Raw genomic sequence first — 19,878 nt, 5'->3', positions numbered from 1 at the left:
ATTCTCCATGAGTGAAAGTATTCTCAGTGCCCAAAGCCTCAGCAAAGTAGTCCCCAGCACCGAAGGTGACCTGACCATCCTGCACGAACTCTCCCTGGAACTAAACAAGGGCGATACGCTGGCCATCGTCGGTGCCTCCGGTTCGGGCAAATCCACCCTGCTCGGCTTGCTGGCCGGGCTGGACCTGCCGAGCGCCGGTTCAGTCATCCTTTCGGGGCGCAACCTCAGCGAACTGGATGAAGACCAGCGCGCCAGAGTGCGGGCCGAGCACGTCGGGTTCGTGTTTCAGTCGTTCCAGCTACTCGACAGTCTGAACGCGCTGGAAAACGTCATGCTGCCGATGGAGCTCGAAGGCCGCAAAGACGCCCGTGAAAAAGCCCGCGACCTGCTGGAACGGGTGGGCCTTGGCCAGCGTCTGACCCATACGCCGCGTCAGTTGTCGGGTGGTGAACAGCAACGGGTCGCCATTGCCCGCGCCTTCGCAGCCGACCCCGACGTGCTGTTCGCCGACGAACCCACCGGCAACCTCGACAGCCACACTGGCGAACGCATCAGCGACCTGCTCTTCGAACTGAACAAGGAGCGCAACACCACGCTGGTGCTGGTCACTCACGATGAGCGTCTGGCGCATCGCTGCCGTCGCCTGATCCGTCTTGAAGGGGGCCGACTGGTCGCCCCGCTGGAGCCTTGATGGCACGTTTGCCTTTTGCCCGCCTGCTGAGCCTCGCTGTCCGCCAACTGATGCGCGATGCCCGCGCCGGAGAATTGCGGGTGTTGTTCTTCGCCCTTCTGGTCGCCGTGGCGGCGAGCACCGCCATCGGTTATTTCGGCGCCCGTCTGAACGGCGCAATGCTGCTGCGGGCGACCGAGTTCCTGGGTGCCGATCTGATCCTCGAAGGCTCGAGCCCGGCGCGTGCCGAGCAGGTCGAAGAAGGCAAACGCCTGCAACTCAAGCATGCGCAGATCGTGGTCTTTTCCAGCGTGATCGCGACCGACGCCGGTATCCAGCTGTCGAGCATCAAGGCAGTGGACGACGCTTACCCATTGCGCGGCGAACTGAAAAGCGCCGCAGACCTGTACCAGCCGGAACAGGCTGGCAGCGGTCCGCAACCGGGTGAAGCCTGGGTCGAGGCACGCCTGCTTCCTGCGGTCGACCTGAAGGTCGGAGACGACCTCGATGTCGGCTCCAAAACCTTGAAACTGACCCGCATACTGACTTACGAGCCAGACCGGGCAGGCAACTTCTACAGCCTGACCCCGCGCGTGATGATCAACCTGCAGGACCTTGCCGCCACCGGCGTGGTACAGCCGGGCAGCCGGGTCACCTATCGGGAGATGTGGAGCGGCCCGCCGGAGGCACTGGCGGCCTATCGCAAAGCCATCGAGTCGGGTCTTGAGCCGCATCAGGAAATCAAGGACGCCCGCGATGGCAGCCAGCAGATTGGCGGCGCACTGGGCAAGGCCGAACGTTATTTGAATATGGCCAGTCTGGTCGCCGTGTTGCTGGCGGGCGTTGCCGTGGCGCTGTCGGCATCCCGATTCGCAGCAAGGCGCTTCGATGCCAGCGCCCTGCTGCGCTGCCTGGGACTGTCGCGCGGCGAGGCGATGACCCTGTTCAGCCTGCAACTGGCGATCATCGGCTTGCTGGCCAGCCTGAGCGGTGCCTTGCTGGGCTGGCTGGCACAGCTCGGTCTGTTCGCGCTGCTGCAAAATCTGCTTCCGGCGACCGTTCCGCCAGGCGGCGTACTGCCTGCGCTGGCCGGCATGGGCACCGGGCTGGTAGCGCTGGCCGGTTTCGCCCTGCCGCCGCTGGCTGCACTGGGTCGCGTGCCGCCGCTGCGCGTCCTGCGCCGCGACATGCTGCCAATCCCCGCCAGCTCCTGGCTTGTGTATGGCGCAGCGCTGCTCGCGCTGGGCTTGATCATGTGGCGTCTGAGCCTGGATCTGGTCCTGACCTTCGCCCTGCTGGGTGGCGGCATCGTCGCCGCGCTGCTGCTCGGCAGTCTGCTGTTACTGGCGCTCAACAGCCTGCGCCGCCTGCTGTCCGGCGCCTCGCTGCCCTGGCGACTGGGCCTTGGTCAACTGCTACGTTACCCGCTGGCCGCTGCTGGACAATCACTGGCTTTCGGACTGATTCTGCTGTCGATGGGCTTGATCGCGCTGCTGCGCGGTGAGCTGCTCGACACCTGGCAAAATCAGCTGCCCAAGGATGCACCGAACTATTTCGTGCTCAACGTACTGCCAGCCGACAAAGAAAACTTCGCCCAGACGCTGAGCAAGCTGTCCACTCACGCAGCGCCCCTTTACCCGGTGGTGCCAGGACGCCTGACCAGCATCAACGGTGAACCGGTCAGCAACTTCGTGACCAAGGATTCGCGCGGTGAAAATGCCACGCGTCGCGACCTGAGCCTGACCTGGGCCGCCGAGCTTCCCGAGGGCAATACCCTGACTGCCGGCAACTGGTGGAAAGCGTTGCCTGATTCCGGGCAAAGTGATGCCACTCCCGGTGTCTCGATCGAGGACAAACTGGCCGACAGCCTGAAAATCAAACTGGGCGACCGCCTGAGCTTCATCGTCGGCGGACTGACCCGCGAAGCCGTAGTCACCAGCCTCAGGGACGTGAACTGGGATACCTTCCAGCCCAACTTCTTCATGATTTTCCAGCCCGGCACCCTCGCCGACTTGCCGACCACATACCTGACCAGCTTTTACCTGCCACCCGGCCAGGACAAGCAGATCGTCGAGCTGTCGCGCGCCTACCCGTCCATCAGCATTCTGGGTGTAGAGGCCCTGCTCGCGCAGGTACGCAGCATCCTCGATCAGGTGACCCTGGCCGTGCAGTTCGTTCTGCTGTTCGTGCTGGCCGCAGGTATCGCGGTGCTGTTTTCCGGATTGCAGGCCACGCTGGACGAACGCATCCGGCAAGGCGCACTGCTGCGCGCACTGGGCGCAGAGCGAGCGCTGCTGATCAAGTCGCGGCGCATCGAATTCGGTTTGCTGGGGGCTGCCAGTGGCGTACTGGCGGCGTTGGGCTGTGAGCTGGTGAGCTTCGTGCTGTACCGCTACGCCTTTTCGCTGGAATGGCAGCCACATCCATGGCTACTGCTGCTCCCGGTGATCGGCGCCTTGCTGGTCGGTGGTGCGGGTGTATTCGGCACCCGCCGCGCACTGAACGTCAGCCCGCTGACCGTGCTGCGCGAGGGTTGAGGCTACTCACAAATCCAGTGGGGGCGAGCTAGTTGTGTATAGCGATCAGCGCTCCGCGTGAGAATGCAATTGCGGACGCTCTGCGTCCGGCCTCACTTTTCGTAATCAATCGAGTTCACGAACCACAGCTTCTCGCCTTCGGGCGTATTGACCAGCACCTCGTCGCCCACTTCCTTCTTCAGCAAGGCGCGAGCCATGGGCGAGTCGATGGAGATGTAGTCGTTGCGCCCATAGATTTCGTCATAACCGACAATGCGAAATTTCTTGAGATCGCCCGCTTCGTTCTCGATCTCGACCCAGGCACCGAAGAACACCCGCCCTTCCTGCTCCGGGGAATACTGCACGACACGCATGTCTTCGAGGCGCTTGCGCAGATAGCGCACGCGCCGGTCGATCTCACGCAGCAGCTTCTTGTTGTACTGGTAATCGGCGTTTTCGCTGCGATCCCCGAGCGATGCCGCCCAGGCGACCTTTTGCGTAATGTCGGGCCGGTGCTCTCGCCACAGGTAGTCGAGTTCTTTCTTCAGGGCTTCATGCCCGTAAAGGGTGATGATCTTTGTACTCAAGAAGTTTCTCCGGCCCGGCAAAAATCAGTTCGACAGGCGACAAAGACTCAACGTCGCGCCACCTCATGCTGGATGCAGCCGTCGTAATAGACCTTGGTCACCGCATCAGGCTTGAGCCGCGACTCGCTGTCGTAGGTCTGTTCCGTGATACGCAATGCCATGGGCCGCATCCATTGTTTGGCAAACTTGCGCGCCTGCAGCTTCTGCCGCGCGCCATAGCGAGTAACGCCTGATAACTTGGAGGCCTGCGCACCGCCCGCAATAGCCGAGCCCCAACGACACAGATAACGCTCGTTTTCCGTGGCGTTTCTGGCCTGAACGGAAAAAGCCAGCCCGGAAAGCGTCAGGCACGCCAGAGCACAATAGACCAAACGCATGCGAAAACCACCTAATCCTTTGATAAGGCGGCGATTTTGCCTGTCCATTCACGCGTCGGGGGCCAGCAATATGCCTTCTATGCCCATTGGCTGAATCAGGCGATTCAACCCAGCGTAATAAGACCCTGCCGGGCGATGCGGGTCAGGTCATGAATCACCTGCCCGACATCATCTGCCTGCGGCGATTGCACCACGGCGAGGTCGAATTGATCGTCGGCAAAATGACTCAGCGACTGGTGGGTCTCGGCGAACTGAATCAGAAACGCACAGGAGCCGCCACGCCGACGCGGCCAGCCGTCGAGATAGCGCAACAACGTGGGCTGATGGGAACCGCTGAGAAGGATTTTCGGGTTCTTGCGGGACAAGACCGTGCTGATCGGGGAAAGACGAATGAGGGGGCGCAGGTTGTTCATGGTGGTTTCTCTGCCTCGCAAGATCCGCTGGGCAGCGGTGAGAGGCAACACCGAACCAACGTTTTAGCGGTATTTCGACAAGACTTCAGCCTTGCCAGGCGCCCCGCAAGTAGTTGTTAAATCGGCGCTTGAGCACGCATCCTAGAGAAACGTCCCATTCATTGTCAATTGCCATTCATGGCGGGTGCCTGCAAACGCACAAGGCCCGCTACAAGAGCGGGCATTGCACAGCAAGCGTAGCCGGTTATCGGGCGATGATACGGTCCAGCGACAACTTGCCTGCACCTTCGATGAGTACTGCCACGGCACCGCCAAGCAGTGCCAGCGCGTACTCGTAGCCGTTGTTGGCCATGAAGAAGCCGTTGTGGATGTGCACGGTGAAGATCGCCACCAGCAACAGCAGGATCACCACGACCGCAGCGGGACGAGCCAGCAGCCCCAGCAGCAGGCCCAGGCCACCAAAGAATTCGGCGCTGCCCGACATCAGCGCCATCAGGTAACCCGGCGTCAGGCCCAGGCTTTCCATGTACTGCGCAGTGCCTTCGAGGCCATAACCACCGAAGGCGCCGAACAGTTTCTGGCTGCCGTGCGCGATGAACGCGATACCGACGATGACGCGCAGGACAGTCAGGCCGTAACCGGCGCGAGTGGTGAGGACCGACTTGATCAATGTGTTCATGGAGGACTTTCCGTGAGTGATGGGTGATTAACAGCGAGTGGCGCCATGATAATCAAATTCACTCATGTAAAAACCGCAAATAACGGCGTATAAAAATCGAATAAATCGATCTTTAGCGTTTTAGCGCTGGTTTGGGCCCGCTCTTTTCCAGCGAGTCGCGCTCGCGATCAAAGGCCAGGTAGTACTTGTTCACGCTGTTCACGAACGCCACGACATTGGCACCGCCCTGCTCCATCGCCACGCGCTCGGTCTGGAAGAACCACTGGTTCGGATTCAGCCCGCGACGCCGCGCTTCCTCGCGCATACCCTGCACGCGCTCAGGTCCCAGGTTATAGGCGGCCATCACGAATGCCATGCGCTCGCGTTCGTTGACCCGTTTACTGGAGAAATACTTGCGCTGGATCAGCGCCATGTAGCGCGAACCGGCTCGGATGTTGTCGTCAGCGCTCTGGATGCTCGGCACGCCAACGCTTTTCGCTGCCGAAGGCGTGATCTGCAACAAGCCTGTGGCGCCGCCACTGCCCTTGGCAGACGGGTCGAGTTTGGATTCCTTGAACGCGAGGGCTGCCAGGTCAAGCCAGTCCATGCCCTGCGCATCGGCATGGCGCTGCAGCATCGGACGCAGTTGTTCAAGACGCTGCAGGTTGTTGCGCACTAGCGGGTTGTTGACCTTGTAGGTGTTCTTGTACGCGTTGGCGAACACCTGATCCTGCTGGGCCGACGGCTTATAGTCTTTGAGGAAATCGTCGACACTGGCCCGCAACTGGGTGGCGTTGTCACGTACAAACCAGCTGATATCACCGTGGGTCTGCAAGGTCAGGCCGCGTTCGATGCGCAGTTTGGGCATGATCCGCGCCCAGCGCTCGGCAATCGGCTGCTCGACCAGCGTCATCGGATAGATTCCGGCCTGGACCATTTCCAGCACATCCTCGACGGCCAGACTGGGGTCGACCCATTCGATTTTTGCCAGAGGCAGCTTGCGCAGCTCCAATTGTCGATTGACCTGATGCAAGGCTTCGTCGGCAGCACTGCCGGTGGGCAGGCTCAGGGTCTTTCCGGACAATTGATCCACACGGCGCACACTGCGCTGACCGCGAACGCCGACCAGCACCAGAGGCACGTCGTGCACGATCGGTGCGCTGGCCTGAATGCCCTTGGCGTCGCTGACATCGAGCAGCTCGCCGGGCGCGATCATGTCGCCTTCTCCGCGCTGCAAGGCGGTGAGCAGCTGGTTCTTGGCCTTGGGGATGACCTTGATCGTGACCTTCTGCCCCGCACGGGAGTGGCTGTTGAGGTACTGCTCGAAGGCTTGCAGGCGATGATATTCGACGCCGATTTCCTGACCCTTGACGTCGCCGGAGCTGTTACGGCTCTGATTGACCAGCACGCGCAGCACCTTGCTGCTGCGAATCGCCGGTAAATCGCGCACCTGCACCGTGTGCTGCACGACCTCGGGACCGGTCTGACGAGCAGAAACCTGCAAGGGCAGCAGCGGTAACAGGCACATCAAAGACACAAGCGCGGATCGGATCATTCACTTCCCCAGGGCAATGCCGGAAAGAAACAGGAAAAAGGAAATCTTGAGGTCACGCAGCAGCATCGAGCAGCGAAGGAAATCGTTGAACCCTCAGGTTCAATCGCTTGAATACCCAGCGTTTTCTTGTTGTGGCCAGAGCTCTGGTATGCTCGGCAGCCTTCAGCTGGAGGTAGCACCATGCAACTCATCGACATCGGCGTCAATCTGACCAACGCAAGCTTCGCCTCGCAGCGACAGGCGGTACTCGACCGCGCCTACGCCGCAGGCGTCGAACAACTGGTGGTGACCGGCACCAGTGTCGAGGGCAGCGAACACGCCTTGCAGCTGTGTCACGAGCTGGATGAAAGCGCGCAACGCCTGTTCTGCACGGCGGGAATCCACCCGCATTCAGCGAGCGATTGGACCGGCGACACCGAGAAACAGTTGCATGCCCTGCTCAGGGAAAATCGCGTTCGCGCCGTGGGTGAATGCGGCCTGGATTACAATCGCGATTTCTCGCCTCGCCCCCAACAGGAAAAGGTCCTCGAGGCGCACCTGGCCATGGCCGTGGAACTGCAATTACCGGTGTTCCTCCACGAGCGCGACGCCAACCAGCGGTTGCTGGAGATTCTGCGCGACTACCGCGACCGCCTGCCCGCGGCAGTCGTGCACTGTTTCACCGGTGAGCGCGCCGCGCTGTTCAGTTACCTGGACCTTGATCTGCATATCGGCATCACCGGCTGGATCTGCGACGAGCGACGCGGCACCCACCTGCACGCACTGGTGGGCAACATCCCTCGCGGCCGGCTGATGCTGGAAAGCGATGCGCCCTACCTGCTGCCACGCAGCCTGCGTCCCAAGCCGAAAAACGGTCGCAACGAGCCGGCTTACCTGCCGGAAGTCTTGCGCGAAGTAGCCTTGCACCGGGGCGAAACGCAGGAAGACCTCGCACGCCACAGCACAGATTGCGCGCGGCAGTTTTTTGCCTTGCCGGTGCTGAGGGACACCTCAGAGAATGAAAATCTGCAGCTTTGTTGACCCGCATCAAGGCGCTCTTCGTTGGCTGAGGCACAGTGATGGCATCTTGCTGCTATTTCAACCGATTACCGAAGAAGACCACTCATGGGCTCATGGCTTGGCAACCTGTCACTGAAATATAAGTTCTGGGCCGTCAACGCGGTCGCTTTCGTCACCACCCTGTTGCTGGTGCTGTACGCCATGCAAACTGAACAACACGCGCGCACGGATGCGTCGCGTCAGGCAGCACAAGCGCAGGCGCGCCTGCTCGCCGCCTGGCCCGTCGACGCAGCGCTGCCCTCCAGCGATACATTGCTGACGTACCGCCAAGGTCAGACACCGGTCGTCGATGGCCTTGCGCTGCCGGAACTGGCTGACGCCCGCGACTGGGTGACGCTGGACAAGCCCGCTGGCGATCAATGGCTGAGCGGTGCGCAGATCATCACCCGAGGCGCCGAGCAACGGATTGCGCTACTGGCATTCACCCCGACCTTCATGCAAATCCTGCTGGATCGCTTCACGCACTACGCGATGGCGGTGTTCGTGCTGATGTTATTGATGCTCTGTGCCTCGCAGCTGCTGATTCGCTTTCTGCTCAGCCAGCTCAACGCACTCAAAGACGTGATGCTGCACGTCGAAAAAAGCGGCGATCTGGCGGCCCGTGTTCCCAACCGCAGCGACGATGAAGTCGGGCAGATGGCCAAGGCCTTCAATGCCATGCAGGCCGGTTATCAGCGAGTGGTCAACACCGTTTCGCAAACTGCTGGCCGTCTCGATCAGGGCGCAGCGCATCTGGCGGCGGGCATGAAGGAGGTGCGCCAAGGCATGCTCGGTCAGCAAAGCGAAACCGATCAGGTGGCCACGGCCATCAACGAAATGACGGCCACGGTCCATCACATTGCCCAGCACGCTACAGCCACCCGCGATCAATCGCAGACGGCAGACGCACTGGCGGGCAGCGGCAAAGTAGTGGTCGACCGTGTGCAGGTGTCCATCGCGGGGCTTTCCAGCGGCGTGCAGCAAACGGCGGAAATGATCCAGCGCATGGCCGAAGACAGCCAGAAGATCAACGGCGTGGTCAGCGTCATCCACAGCATTGCCGAACAAACCAATCTGCTCGCCCTCAACGCAGCCATCGAAGCCGCACGCGCCGGGGAAATGGGTCGGGGGTTTGCCGTGGTCGCCGACGAAGTACGCAATCTGGCGAAACGGGTGCAGACCTCCACCGATGAAATCACCACGATGGTCTCGACCCTGCAAAGCGGCACCCGCGATGCCGTGGATTTCATGCAGGAAAGTTCGTACAAAGCCGACGAATGCGTGCAGCAGGCGCGGGAAGCCGGTGATGCGCTGGCGGCGATTGCCGGTGCCGTGGCACAGATGCGCGAAAGCAATACGCAGATCGCCGTCGCGGCCCAGCAGCAAAGTCAGGTCGCCGAGGAGATGAACCGTGCAGTGGTGAGTATCCGCGATGTCACCGAACGCACGGTGATCCAGACAGTTGACTCGGCCAGCACCAGTGACGAGCTGGCTACGCTGGCAGGCGAACTGAATGCCGCCATTGGCCAGCTCAAGCTGTAACAGGCTATCGCCGCGATAGACAGGCTTGACTCGTCAGCCCTCTGCGCGCGGGCCTATCCTTCAGGCATTGAACGACGCTTTACGCGTTGCCTGAAGAGGACCGCATCATGAACAAGCCACTTTCCGATCTGCAATTGAATCAATGGCGTGACAGCAACGACAGTCAGGAGCACTCGACCAGTCTGGCCCTGTACCTGATCGCCGTACCGCTATTCATTCTGGCGGCCCTGCTGATCCTCAACGGCCTGTTTTCCGAAAGCCTTTCATCGGTTGCAATCGGTGTGATTGGCCTGGTGGCGGCGCTGGGTTTTCAGCGCCAGAACGCCGCACGGGCCGCCCGCAAACCTTGATCCGGTTGCCGGTCAGCCAAACACGGTGACCGTCTGGCGACTGATTGCGATCAGCTCGCCGTCGGGGCTCCACAATGCCGCGGCGGTATGACCATAGCCATCGCGGGCATGCTCGATGACTGCGCGGTAGCTGCACCACTGCAGGGTATCGAGCGATGGCTGCGGCTGGACGAACTCAATGGTCCAGGTCAGTGAACTGCCGGGGGCCGGCTTGTCCAGATGCGGCAATATGGCAGGCGGCCAAGTGTCCACGAGCGCCAGAATGTGCGCTTCGCTCATGGGCGTGGCGTGCGGCTCACCGCGAAAGCGCACGTAGCCGCCTATCGCAGGCGATCGGGTATTGCTGAACGGCATGCCGCCCAACGCCCAACGGATGTCCATGAAACGCAGGTAGTCAGGCATTACGCCGCTAGCGAACGGCAACTCCGGGCATTGTTCAACCGGTTTGAGGACCGGCGCAGCCTCCGCGGAAAAGGTGATCATTGATTCCCGAGGGGCACCGAAGCTGCCTTGTATCAGGGTCATTACCTGACCGTTCTGCATGGCGCGTCCCAGCACCTGACTGACTGCCTTGCCATGACGCAGGATGTCGACCTCGAAAGCAATCGGCACCCCGGGCGCGGCCGGCCCGACAAAGGTGATCGCCAGCGAACGAACCGGCCTCCCTTCCGGCACCTCTGCACGCATCGCTTCATAGGTCAGCGCAGCCATGAGTCCGCCAAAGCAGGCACGTCCCTGCGACCATTCGGCAGGGATCGTGACGGAGCGCGGATCACGATGCAGCGCATCGATCAGTTCAGAAAAGGTCATGCTCACTCCACACGTCAACACACAAGTGGATGGATGATAACCATCCTCTTAGTTAACGACACGCCGCATAATGGCCATTTTTGCGGCCTGAATGACTTGATCCACAACAAATGACTGGATCAGAAACAGGCCTTCGCCAAGCGTTTGAGCGAGGCTTCGGCCTTACGTTCGGCACGTACTATGCCGATTTGCCAGCCCGGCACACAGGGAGCCAGATCAGGTTGTTCGGCAGCCTGCGCCAGCCATTGCAGATGATCATGCCAGTCGCCCAGTTCGCCTTGTGCGGACTTGAGCCGGGCCTGCATGTTTTTCGGCTGATGACTGAGTAGCGGATAGGCTTCGGCAGCGTATCGCACGCGCTTGATCAGCAAGCGCAGGTCATGCCGATCGTGCCCCGGCTCGGCGATGGCCACACGCAGCTTGTGCCATTGCTTGTCCATGCGTTTTTCAATGGTCTTGCGCAGGCCCCGTAACATGCCTTGACGCTGTTGCAGGCGCAGCAATTCCGGGAACCGGTCAATCAGCTTGAGCAGACGGGTCAACTCGGGCGAGCTGGCGACCTTTGGGCAGGCGCTTTCCAGGTAGCGGTTGCGTGTGAATGCGGCCTCGTTCAAACCCTGCTCTTCAAGAAACCCGGCGAGCACCTGCATATCACGCAGCGGCGTGGTCAGTTGGCCGACCGCCTTGGCCGCGTCTTCCAGCTCTGCCGCACTCGGGTTTTCCCTCAGGGGCCGCAGTACGCTGCGCAGACGGCGCACCGTGGTACGTAAATCGTGCAGCGCTTCGCTGTCAGTCGAAACGGCAAGACGTGCCTGACACGCGAGCAATTTGACATCCAGCGCCAGCACTTCGGCGACCAGATGATCCACCATTGAAGACATGCAATTCCCCTTCGACAAACTGATTCATGAATGCCTGTCCCTGACGGCTGACAACCTCCATGGCAAACCCCGGCGCAACGTGCTCAGTGCCTGCCTCAAGCGGCTTGCCGAAGCCAGCCGCCCAGCGTAGCGCTGCGCTTGAAATTCGCGGATGAAACCTTCAATGGCCTCGGCATGCTGCGGAAAGTAGAGCACCGCCCTGCGGCAGAATGCGTCAGCGCCTTCACCCGGCATACGACGCAGACCATGGCGGGCGAGCAAGCGTTCAAATGCGTTGAACACACGCAGTTGCGAGTCGCTTTCGCGTTGCCAGGGTTTGAACAGCCATAACGCGACCAGGCCCAGTGAAAACAGGCTTCCCAGGACAAAAACCGGCGCCTGGAAGCCTGAAAACCAGCGACCGAGAATTTGTAACTGCTGTTGTCCCTGATAGCCCAGCACCCAGCGCTGCCAGCCGTAATTGAGGTTATCCCAACTGAGGCGCAGGGCGTTGACCCAAGGCACGTTGCGGTAGCGTAACGCTGAATAGGGCGAGTCCTGCAGAAACGCTTCGTCCGCCGCCAGCGCCTGCTCCAGGCCTTGCTCGATACGTTGCGGCGCCACCGCTGCAGTCGGGTCGACGCGGCGCCAGCCCACGCCCGGCTGCCAGTATTCCACCCAGGCATGCGCGTCGAACTGGCGAACCGTCAGGTACTGCCCATCGGGGTTCAGTTCGCCACCCTGATACCCGGCCACCACCCGCGCCGGGATGCCCGCCGCGCGCAGGACAAAGGTCATGGCACCGGCATAGTGGGCACAAAACCCCTGACGACTGGCAAACAGGAACTCATCGATGCTGTCATTGCCCAGTGGCACCGGCTTGAGGGTGTAGTGAAACGGCTGATCGCTGAAGTAACTGAGCATCGCCGCGACCATGGCGTCCGCAGTAGTGTAGCGGCGGCGCAGTTCATCGGCCCATTGCCGCGCCTGATCATTGCCCTTGGCAGGTAATTGCAGGTCCTGACGCTGGATCTGCTCGCTGGACAGCGGATCCCGGACGCTTTGCGGCCATGAGTTGACGGCGTACAGCAGCGACTGCTCGACGGGGCGTCTGCGCTGCAGGCGGAAGTCGCTCATCTGCCGCACATCCGGCAACGTGGTTTCTGCCACGTCGAGGCTCGGCAGCCACGGCCGGCCGCTGGCTTCCATGACAACGCTGTAGGCCAGCGGCTCACCGCGTTTCTCCCACTGCGCAATCTGTACGGTCTGGGCACGTGCCGACTGCGACCAGCGACGTCCATCGAACTGCTCAAGGGTCAGACCACGCCAGTACAGCTGGTTGCGCGCCGGGATCGGCCCTTCGAAACTGGCGCGGAACACCAGCGCAGGTGATTTGCTCAGCTCGGCCATGTCGCCGGGTGCCATGTTGTCCGACAGGCCGGTGACGCCTTTGTTGCTCGGCTGCGGCAGCGACCAGAGTGGGTCCAGACGCGGAAAGAACAGAAACAGCAGGAGCATCAACGGCAGTGCCTGCGCCATCAGCTTGAACGCCAGCTTGAGCGTATCGACCGACCTGCCGGCCAGGTCCGTGTGTTGCAGGCCGATCAACGCAGCCAGCAGCGCGCTGACCGGCAGCAGACTGAAGAGCGCCCACAGCAGGTTGTCTTCGAACAGATAGCCGACCGCCACGCAGAAGAAACCAAGAAAAATCAGCACACGCGCGTCACGGCGATTGTTCATTTCCAGCATTTTCAGAACGAATGCCGCCACCAGTAATGCAGCCCCGGCGTCCAGCCCGACCAGGCTGCCGCGCGCCAGATACACGCCACCTGCGGTGCCCACCAGCAGCCCGGACTTGACCCAGGTGCCAGGCAGTCGCACGCGCATGCGGAACGCTTGAACGCGCCACACCGTGCAGCCCAGCCAGAGAATCATGATCGACACCGGGACATGCAGCGCGAACGGCAACACCACCAGTGCCTGCGCCACCAGCAGCCAGGTCAGGCTGACACGCGGAATGGGCGCGGCGGGAACTGCCTTAACCTTGTCGTTCATGATCGATGGCCGTACAACGCAAGGGCGCGCAGGCAGACTTCGCGGTGTGCATCACCGCTGTCCACCGCCGACAAAAAGCCCGGTAACCGCAGGGCAAACGGCTGCTGCCGTTGCGACAGCTCCAGCACCCAGTAACACAGGCGCGACAGGCGCTCCTCGATATCCCCGCCCAGCGCCATGAAGTCCAGGCACAGGTCATGGCCACTGAGGTCGGTAAAATCCTTGATCAGCAGTCCCTGCCCGCGGGAATACGCTTTCCAGTGCAGACGACTGCGATTGTCACCCGGCTGGTAGCTGCGCAGGCCCTGATAATCATCGACACCGGCCCCTTGAGTGGCATGGCCACCGTCCTCGGCATGCGGCTGCACGCCCTTGAGCAGCGGCATGGTCCCGGACAAGGGCCGAGGATAGATCAAGGCGCTCTGCTCCAGATCGAGCCAGCTCCAGGCGCGAAAGATGCCCAGCGGAAACACACTCTCGATGCGCAGCCTTGGCGCACGCAGCCAACCGCGCTTTTCGGCGGGCAGTGTCAGCTCCAGGTCGGTCAAGCCGCGAGGCAGCACGTCGCCTGACTGCAACGCCGTCGCGCTCCAGCCCAAGCCCAATGCGTGGTGAGCCTGCCCGGCACTTTCCAGGCGCAGGCGCAATTGCACCGGCTCGCCGACGAATACCGAACGCGCAACGCCCGCACTCAGAACCAGACCGCTGACGTTGCGGTAGGTGTGCAGGATGGCCAGCACGCCTATCGACAGCAACAGAAAGGTCAACCCGTAGGCCAGGCTGTTCTGGTAATTGATCGCCACCAGCAGCATGAGCACCAGCACTAACGCGTAAATCATGCCGGTGCGTGTCGGCATGATGAAAATGCGCCGGTGGTCGAGGGTAATGCGTGACGCTGGCGGAATTCGCCTCGACAGCCAGCGTTGCCAGAGCGGTTTGAGCGGTTCGATCAAAGCACGGGCACCTCGCGCAACAGCCACTGCACCAGCGCACCGCCGCCATGCCCGGTCGGATCGCTGCGTTCACGCAAGCGGTGGCCGATCACCGACGGCAGCACCGCCTGCACGTCCTCGGGAATCACGTAATCACGCCCCAGCAACATTGCCCAGGCCCGTGCTGCGGCCAGAATCGCCAGGCTCGCCCTGGGTGATAGCCCGTAGGCGAACTGAGGCTGACTGCGCGTCGCTTCGACCAGTCGCAGGACATAATCAACCAAGGCATCACTGGCACGCACCTGCCGCGCCTGCGCCTGGAGCTGACCAAGCTGGGCGTGATCCAGAATCGGTTGCAGACGCGGCAACAGCTCGCGGCGCGACTCACCCAGCAGCAAGGCTTTCTCTGCGGCTCTGGCCGGGTAGCCCATGGAAATACGCATCATGAACCTGTCCAGTTGCGACTCGGGCAAGGCAAAAGTGCCGCCGGAACTGAACGGGTTCTGAGTCGCGATCACAAAGAATGGATCGGGCAACAGACGCGTCGCGCCTTCAATGGACACTTGCCCTTCTTCCATGGCTTCCAGCAACGCGCTCTGGCTCTTGGGCGTGGCGCGGTTGATCTCATCGGCGAGCACAAGCTCGGCGAAAATCGGCCCAGGATGAAAGGTGAACTGCCCACTGTCCCGATCAAATACCGAAGTCCCCAGGATGTCGCCTGGCAACAAGTCAGAAGTGAACTGAATACGCTGATAACTCAGACCGAGAATTTTCGCCAGCGCATGACTGAGAGTGGTCTTGCCCATCCCCGGCAAGTCCTCGATCAGCAAATGCCCGCCGCCGACCAGACACGTCATCGCCAACCGTACCTGCGCCTCCTTGCCCAGCACCACCTCATTGATCGCGCTCAGGCACGCATCGAGTTTTCTACCCATCGAAAGCCCCTTCCGGCAACTGCTTCATGACTGTGGGACTGCAAGCGATGCCAGTGTCCGAACACTTTAAAGTGAGCGTAGGCCGTTTCGCCAGAGTTGGTTAGGCCTACCGTCTCGCCAAACTGAAGATTTGTAACGCAGAGCGTCACGAACGGCATGCCGACGCGGAGCATCGGCACGATAGTCACAGGTCGGCTGTGTTTCGAGCCATGCGAATGCCATGCGGCACTGATGACCTGGTGGGAGCGAGCTTGCTCGCGAAGACGGTGTTTCAGTCGATGCATTTTCGGCGCTTGTGCAAACTCTTTCGCGAGCAAGCTCGCTCCCACAGGTCCGGGGTGTTTTCGGGCCATGTGAAACACTCACACAGGGCCGGGGTGTTTTCGAGCTATGTGGATTACTCACACAGGTCGGCTGTGTTTCGAGCCATGCGAATGCCCTGCGGCACTGATGACCTGATGGGAGCGAGCTTGCTCGCGAAGACGGTGTTTCAGTCGATGCATTTTCGGCGCTTGTGCAAACTCTTTCGCGAGCAAGCTCGCTCCCACAGGTCCGGGGTGTTTTCGGGCCATGTGAAACACTCACACAGGGCCGGGGTGTTTTCGAGCTATGTGGATTACTCACACAGGTCGGCTGTGTCTCGATCCATGCGAATGCCATGCGGCACTGATGACCTTGTGGGAGCGAGCTTGCTCGCGAAGACGGTGTTTCAGTCGATGCATTTTCGGCGTTTGTGCAAACTCTTTCGCGAGCAAGCTCGCTCCCACGGCCTTCGGCCAGAATCAAGAGCGGACCTGTGTATCGTCAGGTGTCAACGGCCAGCGCGGGACTCGCGGATGTAGAAGCGGGCTTTCTCGGACTTCTCGGTGCAGCCTTCAAACGCCTCGAACTGCTGCTGAGTCTTGGCACCCGTCAACAGCGACAAGGCCTTGGAGTAACTGACCGTTCCGGCGAAACCTTCAGCCTTGGCCAGATCCAGCTCATGCCAGGCAGCGTCGAGCTGAGTGGCGCAGCTGTCGCGATATCCGGTCTTGCCAGCACAACCTGCAAGAACCAAAACAAGCAATGGCAGACAGATAAGGGCTTTCATGCGGGTGTTACCTCAAAAGAGAACAGGGAGTGTGCGGCTTTGACGGTGGGCGGCAGTAAAAGTGCCGCAGCACGGGGCTATGCTCGCTTTTTTCATCTAGTGTTCAGCCAGCAGTCGATACCCTATTCCAGGCTCGGTGAGGATGAACCGCGGGGCGGTCGGATCATCTGCCAGCTTCTGCCGCAAATGCCCCACCACGATACGCAGATAGTGACTGTCTTCGGTGTGGGTAGGCCCCCAGATATCCTTGAGCAATTGCTGCTGGGTAATGACCCGTCCGGGATGCCGCGCCAACTGTGCCAGCACCGCGTATTCCTTGCGGGTCAGCGCCACTTCCTGACCGTCGAGCAGCACGCGCCGATAGGCGAGGTCGACGGTGAGCGGCCCGAACTCAAGCGCAGAATCGGGCTTTTCACTGCCCGACGCCTGCCTGAGCAGCGCCCTGATTCGAGCCAGAAACTCTTGAATGCCAAACGGTTTGGTCACGTAGTCGTTGGCGCCGGCGTCCAGCGCCTGAACTTTCTGTGCCTCGCTGGCGCGCACCGAAAGCACCAGCACCGGCACGGCCGACCACTCGCGAAACTCGCTCAGCACCTGCTGACCGTCCATGTCCGGTAACCCAAGATCGAGCACCAGCAAATCCGGTTTGTTCAACGCCGCCTGAGTCAGCCCCTCCGCGCCTGTGGCGGCTTCCAGCACCTTGTAGCCCTGCGACACCAGACTGATGCGCAGGAACTTGCGAATCTGCGGCTCGTCGTCGATGACCAGAATGGTAGTCGCCTGGCTCAAGCGGACTCCTCCAGTTCCACATCCGGCTGCGCCTGCAGCGGCAGAAACAGAGTGATACGTGTACCCAGCCCGTCGATGCCCTCCTCGACCGTTAGCCGCCCACCGTGCGCGCCGATCATACCCTGACAGATCGCCAGCCCCAGGCCCGTGCCCTGTCCGCCGCGATCACCGCGAGCTGCGGTGTAGAACATGTCGAAAATCTTCGCTCGTTCGTCCTCGGGAATACCGGGGCCTTCATCACTGACCGAGAAAAACAGTTCACTGTCGACCACACCGGCCGCTACTTGCAAGCGTCCATCGACCGGCGAAAAGCGCGCAGCGTTCTCAAGGACATTGACCAGCGCCTGCTCGATCAGCGCCGCGTGCACGTACAGCAGCGGCAGCTCGCCAGTCACCTGGGTGCTGACCTGCAATGGCGCCAGTACGGCACGCAGCCGATTGAGCGCGCTGCCGACGATATCGGCGGGCGACACCCAGTCGCGGGCCAGCTTCAGCGCACCGTGCCCCAGACGCGTCATGTCCAGCAGGTTCTGGATATAGCGGTCCAGGCGCTCGGCTTCATCGCGGGTACCTTCCAGCAGCTCGCGGCGATCCTCCAGTGGAATGGCTTCACCCAGGGCCAGCAGGCTGTCGATGCTGCCGCGCATCGAGGTCAGCGGGGTACGCAGGTCGTGGGATACCGAAGCCAGCAAGGCGCTGCGCAATTGCTCGGTTTCGCCGTGTAGACGCGCGGCTTCAAGCTCCTGGGCCAATTGCGCACGCGCCAGCGCCTGCGCCAGTGGCTGGGTGAGCGCCGCCAGCAGACGTCGATGCTGCGCAGTGAACGACTGGCCTTCCCGCGCGCATACCCCAAGTAAAGCCAACGGCCCTTCTTCTGCGGTGATCGGCCACCACCACCAGCGTCCGGACGGCAAGGTGCCAGTGCCACTGCCCGCGGGTTGATCGTGCTTCCAGGCCCAGTCGGCAGCAGCACGCTCGGCTTCCGAGAAGGTCAGCGGCCCGCCGGTTTCGACCACCCAGCCGCCCTCTCCGTCGCGGTCGACCAGACAAAGGTGCAGTTCCTTCCAGCCGGAGAAATGCTGTTCTGCTGCGCTGAACACCGCTTTACCGTCAGTGGCGGCAGTCATCTTGCGCGACAGGTCGAGCAGCTCACTGGTCTGCTCCTGGGTATCGCGCAACGCCTGCAACTGCCTGCGCTGACGTGCTGCGAGCTTGCCGGTCAGGGCCGACATCAGCAGGAAGAACAACAGCGTCAGCACGTCTTCTTCGCGCTGGATGTTCAGGGAAAAGCTCGGCGGAATGAACAGAAAGTCATACGCCAGGAACGATAACCCGGCACAGGCCAGCGCCGGGCCCATGCTGCTGCGCACGGCGACCAGCAATACCGCAGCAAGAAAGATCAGGGAAATGTTCGGCAGCGCCAGCACGCCTGCAACGCCCCAGGCCACCAGACTGGCGATCAACGTGGCGACGAAAGCCAGGCCGTAATCGAACCACACCACTTCTCGAGCCGGGCGCGCACGCGGCGGCTGATCGGGCAGTTCCTCGCTGTCGTCGAGCACCGAGATTTCCAGCCCGTGCCCTTCGCGCAGCAAACGCGCAGCCACACCGCCACCGAAGATCTTACGCCGCCAGTGCCGACGCGACTGGCCGACCAGCACCACGCTGGCACGCCGTTCGATGGCATGCTGCACCAGCGTTCGGGCAACCTCCCCGGCGCGCAGCGAAACCGCTTCGCCGCCGAGCCGCTCAGCCAGTTGTTGAGCGCTTTGCAGACGCGCGCGGGACTGCTCGTCGAGGGTTTGGCCGTCGTCCACATGCACGGCGCTCCAAGGCAGATGGCGACGCTGGGCAACCCGACTGGCGTGACGCACCAGACGCTCGGCATGGATATCACCGTCGATGCCCACCAGCATCCGCCCGCGAACAGCCGGGGCCGACTGGCCCAACTGCCGGTAGCCCTGCGCCAGATCGTTATCGACCTGCGCCGCCGCCGTCTGCATGGCCATTTCGCGCAGCGCGGTGAGGTTGGTCTGGGTGAAAAAGGCGTCGATGGCGGCGCGTGCCTGTTCCGGCACGTAGACCTTGCCGTCGCGCAGGCGCTCCAGCAGTTCACGGGGCGGCAGGTCGATCAGCACCAGATCAAAGGCTTCCTGCAACACCCAGTCCGGCAGCGTTTCACGCACCTGCACGCCGGTGATGCCGCGCACCTGGTCATTCAGGCTTTCCAGATGCTGGACGTTGACGGTGGTATACACATCAATGCCGGCGGCGAGCAGTTCCTGAATATCCTGCCAGCGCTTCGCGTGTCGACTGCCGGGCGCGTTGGTGTGCGCCAGTTCGTCGACCAGTACCAGGCTCGGCGCAGCCTTAAGCAGCGCGTCGAGGTCCATTTCTTCGAGGGTCATGCCGCGATAGTCAGTGCGCAGCAAGGGCTGTTGCGGCAGGCCGTTGAGCAGCGCCTCGGTTTCTGCGCGGCCGTGGGTTTCGACCACGCCCGCCAGCACCTTCACCTCTTGGCGCAGCTGCGCGTGAGCCGCCTGGAGCATGGCGTAGGTCTTGCCGACGCCTGGCGCAGCCCCGAGAAAAACCTTCAGCCGCCCGCGCCCCTCGCGGGGCAGCTGGGCCAGCAGTGCGTCAGCTCGACCGGAATCACTCACGTTGGTTACCACCCTCTTTCTGATCAGCTACAGCTTAGTGA

18 protein-coding genes are annotated in these 19,878 nt (G+C 61.7%); 5 read left to right on the top strand and 13 right to left on the bottom strand.

Going from position 1 to position 19,878, the window contains the following annotated elements; genetic code table 11:
• The first annotated feature begins 7 nt into the window (after positions 1-7).
• Positions 8-691, top strand: coding sequence for an ABC transporter ATP-binding protein (locus V476_RS21500; protein WP_003406778.1), 684 nt, complete (start codon positions 8-10; stop codon positions 689-691).
• Positions 691-3,207 carry an ABC transporter permease gene (locus tag V476_RS21495; RefSeq protein ID WP_024960853.1) on the top strand — a complete coding sequence of 839 codons (2,517 nt, stop codon included), beginning with the start codon at positions 691-693 and terminating at the stop codon, positions 3,205-3,207. Before V476_RS21500 ends, V476_RS21495 begins: the two co-directional genes overlap by 1 nt.
• Before the next feature lie 92 nt (positions 3,208-3,299).
• On the opposite strand, the gene greB is transcribed toward V476_RS21495, so the two are convergent.
• From greB to V476_RS21470, 5 genes are all read right to left on the bottom strand, one after another.
• Positions 3,300-3,773 (bottom strand): transcription elongation factor GreB, encoded by a 474-nt coding sequence (gene greB, locus V476_RS21490; RefSeq protein ID WP_024960854.1) that lies wholly within the window; start codon positions 3,771-3,773, stop codon positions 3,300-3,302.
• 47 nt (positions 3,774-3,820) lie between these two features.
• Positions 3,821-4,150, bottom strand: a complete 330-nt coding sequence (locus V476_RS21485) for a hypothetical protein (protein WP_003316621.1) — start codon at positions 4,148-4,150, stop codon at positions 3,821-3,823.
• Positions 4,151-4,254: 104 nt separating this feature from the next.
• Positions 4,255-4,563, bottom strand: coding sequence for a hypothetical protein (locus V476_RS21480; RefSeq protein ID WP_003316620.1), 309 nt, complete (start codon positions 4,561-4,563; stop codon positions 4,255-4,257).
• Between the two features lie 244 nt (positions 4,564-4,807).
• Positions 4,808-5,242, bottom strand: a complete 435-nt coding sequence (locus tag V476_RS21475) for a DoxX family protein (protein WP_003316619.1) — start codon at positions 5,240-5,242, stop codon at positions 4,808-4,810.
• Between the two features lie 112 nt (positions 5,243-5,354).
• Positions 5,355-6,776: an MltF family protein gene (locus tag V476_RS21470; protein WP_024960855.1), complete on the bottom strand. Its 1,422-nt coding sequence runs from the start codon at positions 6,774-6,776 to the stop codon at positions 5,355-5,357.
• 180 nt (positions 6,777-6,956) lie between these two features.
• Between V476_RS21470 and V476_RS21465 the strand changes: the two genes are divergently transcribed.
• The 3 genes from V476_RS21465 to V476_RS21455 all read left to right on the top strand — a co-directional run bounded on the left by V476_RS21465 (position 6,957) and on the right by V476_RS21455 (position 9,706).
• Complete coding sequence (locus V476_RS21465) at positions 6,957-7,796, top strand: TatD family hydrolase (protein ID WP_024960856.1); 840 nt, start codon at positions 6,957-6,959, stop codon at positions 7,794-7,796.
• Positions 7,797-7,880: 84 nt separating this feature from the next.
• Positions 7,881-9,356: a methyl-accepting chemotaxis protein gene (locus tag V476_RS21460; protein ID WP_024960857.1), complete on the top strand. Its 1,476-nt coding sequence runs from the start codon at positions 7,881-7,883 to the stop codon at positions 9,354-9,356.
• A 107-nt stretch (positions 9,357-9,463) separates the two neighbouring features.
• Positions 9,464-9,706 (top strand): hypothetical protein, encoded by a 243-nt coding sequence (locus V476_RS21455; protein ID WP_003392889.1) that lies wholly within the window; start codon positions 9,464-9,466, stop codon positions 9,704-9,706.
• A 12-nt stretch (positions 9,707-9,718) separates the two neighbouring features.
• Here V476_RS21455 and V476_RS21450 read toward each other — a convergent pair whose 3' ends face one another.
• The 8 genes from V476_RS21450 to V476_RS21415 all read right to left on the bottom strand — a co-directional run bounded on the left by V476_RS21450 (position 9,719) and on the right by V476_RS21415 (position 19,837).
• Positions 9,719-10,516 (bottom strand): acyl-CoA thioesterase, encoded by a 798-nt coding sequence (locus V476_RS21450; protein ID WP_024960858.1) that lies wholly within the window; start codon positions 10,514-10,516, stop codon positions 9,719-9,721.
• Positions 10,517-10,635: 119 nt separating this feature from the next.
• Positions 10,636-11,397, bottom strand: coding sequence for a CHAD domain-containing protein (locus V476_RS21445; RefSeq protein ID WP_004418259.1), 762 nt, complete (start codon positions 11,395-11,397; stop codon positions 10,636-10,638).
• Between the two features lie 24 nt (positions 11,398-11,421).
• A complete protein-coding gene (locus V476_RS21440; RefSeq protein WP_080278589.1) occupies positions 11,422-13,431 on the bottom strand; it encodes a transglutaminase TgpA family protein in 2,010 nt (669 codons plus the stop codon).
• On the bottom strand, positions 13,428-14,411 hold the full coding sequence (locus tag V476_RS21435; RefSeq protein ID WP_024960860.1) for a DUF58 domain-containing protein: 984 nt from the start codon (positions 14,409-14,411) through the stop codon (positions 13,428-13,430). The genes V476_RS21440 and V476_RS21435 overlap by 4 nt, the downstream gene beginning before the upstream one ends.
• Positions 14,381-15,298: an AAA family ATPase gene (locus tag V476_RS21430; protein WP_003392881.1), complete on the bottom strand. Its 918-nt coding sequence runs from the start codon at positions 15,296-15,298 to the stop codon at positions 14,381-14,383. The genes V476_RS21435 and V476_RS21430 overlap by 31 nt, the downstream gene beginning before the upstream one ends.
• A gap of 811 nt (positions 15,299-16,109) precedes the next feature.
• Positions 16,110-16,388: a lipoprotein gene (locus V476_RS21425; protein ID WP_003316607.1), complete on the bottom strand. Its 279-nt coding sequence runs from the start codon at positions 16,386-16,388 to the stop codon at positions 16,110-16,112.
• A 96-nt stretch (positions 16,389-16,484) separates the two neighbouring features.
• Positions 16,485-17,177: a response regulator gene (locus tag V476_RS21420; RefSeq protein ID WP_024960344.1), complete on the bottom strand. Its 693-nt coding sequence runs from the start codon at positions 17,175-17,177 to the stop codon at positions 16,485-16,487.
• Positions 17,174-19,837, bottom strand: a complete 2,664-nt coding sequence (locus V476_RS21415; RefSeq protein WP_024960345.1) for a sensor histidine kinase — start codon at positions 19,835-19,837, stop codon at positions 17,174-17,176. The genes V476_RS21420 and V476_RS21415 overlap by 4 nt, the downstream gene beginning before the upstream one ends.
• Between the last annotated feature and the right edge of the window lie 41 nt (positions 19,838-19,878).

This window comes from Pseudomonas syringae KCTC 12500, assembly GCF_000507185.2.
Taxonomy (GTDB): Bacteria; Pseudomonadota; Gammaproteobacteria; order Pseudomonadales; family Pseudomonadaceae; genus Aquipseudomonas; species Aquipseudomonas syringae.
This window is presented reverse-complemented; position numbering and strand designations above follow the sequence as displayed.

What these genes read in the sequence shown, in the direction of transcription:
- V476_RS21500 (WP_003406778.1), top strand. Translation starts at nt 8, where the DNA reads ATGAGTGAAAGTATTCTCAGTGCCCAAAGCCTCAGCAAAGTAGTCCCC.
- V476_RS21495 (WP_024960853.1), top strand. Translation starts at nt 691, where the DNA reads ATGGCACGTTTGCCTTTTGCCCGCCTGCTGAGCCTCGCTGTCCGCCAA.
- V476_RS21485 (WP_003316621.1), bottom strand. Translation starts at nt 4,150, where the DNA reads ATGCGTTTGGTCTATTGTGCTCTGGCGTGCCTGACGCTTTCCGGGCTG.
- V476_RS21480 (WP_003316620.1), bottom strand. Translation starts at nt 4,563, where the DNA reads ATGAACAACCTGCGCCCCCTCATTCGTCTTTCCCCGATCAGCACGGTC.
- V476_RS21475 (WP_003316619.1), bottom strand. Translation starts at nt 5,242, where the DNA reads ATGAACACATTGATCAAGTCGGTCCTCACCACTCGCGCCGGTTACGGC.
- V476_RS21470 (WP_024960855.1), bottom strand. Translation starts at nt 6,776, where the DNA reads ATGATCCGATCCGCGCTTGTGTCTTTGATGTGCCTGTTACCGCTGCTG.
- V476_RS21465 (WP_024960856.1), top strand. Translation starts at nt 6,957, where the DNA reads ATGCAACTCATCGACATCGGCGTCAATCTGACCAACGCAAGCTTCGCC.
- V476_RS21460 (WP_024960857.1), top strand. Translation starts at nt 7,881, where the DNA reads ATGGGCTCATGGCTTGGCAACCTGTCACTGAAATATAAGTTCTGGGCC.
- V476_RS21455 (WP_003392889.1), top strand. Translation starts at nt 9,464, where the DNA reads ATGAACAAGCCACTTTCCGATCTGCAATTGAATCAATGGCGTGACAGC.
- V476_RS21450 (WP_024960858.1), bottom strand. Translation starts at nt 10,516, where the DNA reads ATGACCTTTTCTGAACTGATCGATGCGCTGCATCGTGATCCGCGCTCC.
- V476_RS21445 (WP_004418259.1), bottom strand. Translation starts at nt 11,397, where the DNA reads ATGTCTTCAATGGTGGATCATCTGGTCGCCGAAGTGCTGGCGCTGGAT.
- V476_RS21440 (WP_080278589.1), bottom strand. Translation starts at nt 13,431, where the DNA reads ATGAACGACAAGGTTAAGGCAGTTCCCGCCGCGCCCATTCCGCGTGTC.
- V476_RS21430 (WP_003392881.1), bottom strand. Translation starts at nt 15,298, where the DNA reads ATGGGTAGAAAACTCGATGCGTGCCTGAGCGCGATCAATGAGGTGGTG.
- V476_RS21425 (WP_003316607.1), bottom strand. Translation starts at nt 16,388, where the DNA reads ATGAAAGCCCTTATCTGTCTGCCATTGCTTGTTTTGGTTCTTGCAGGT.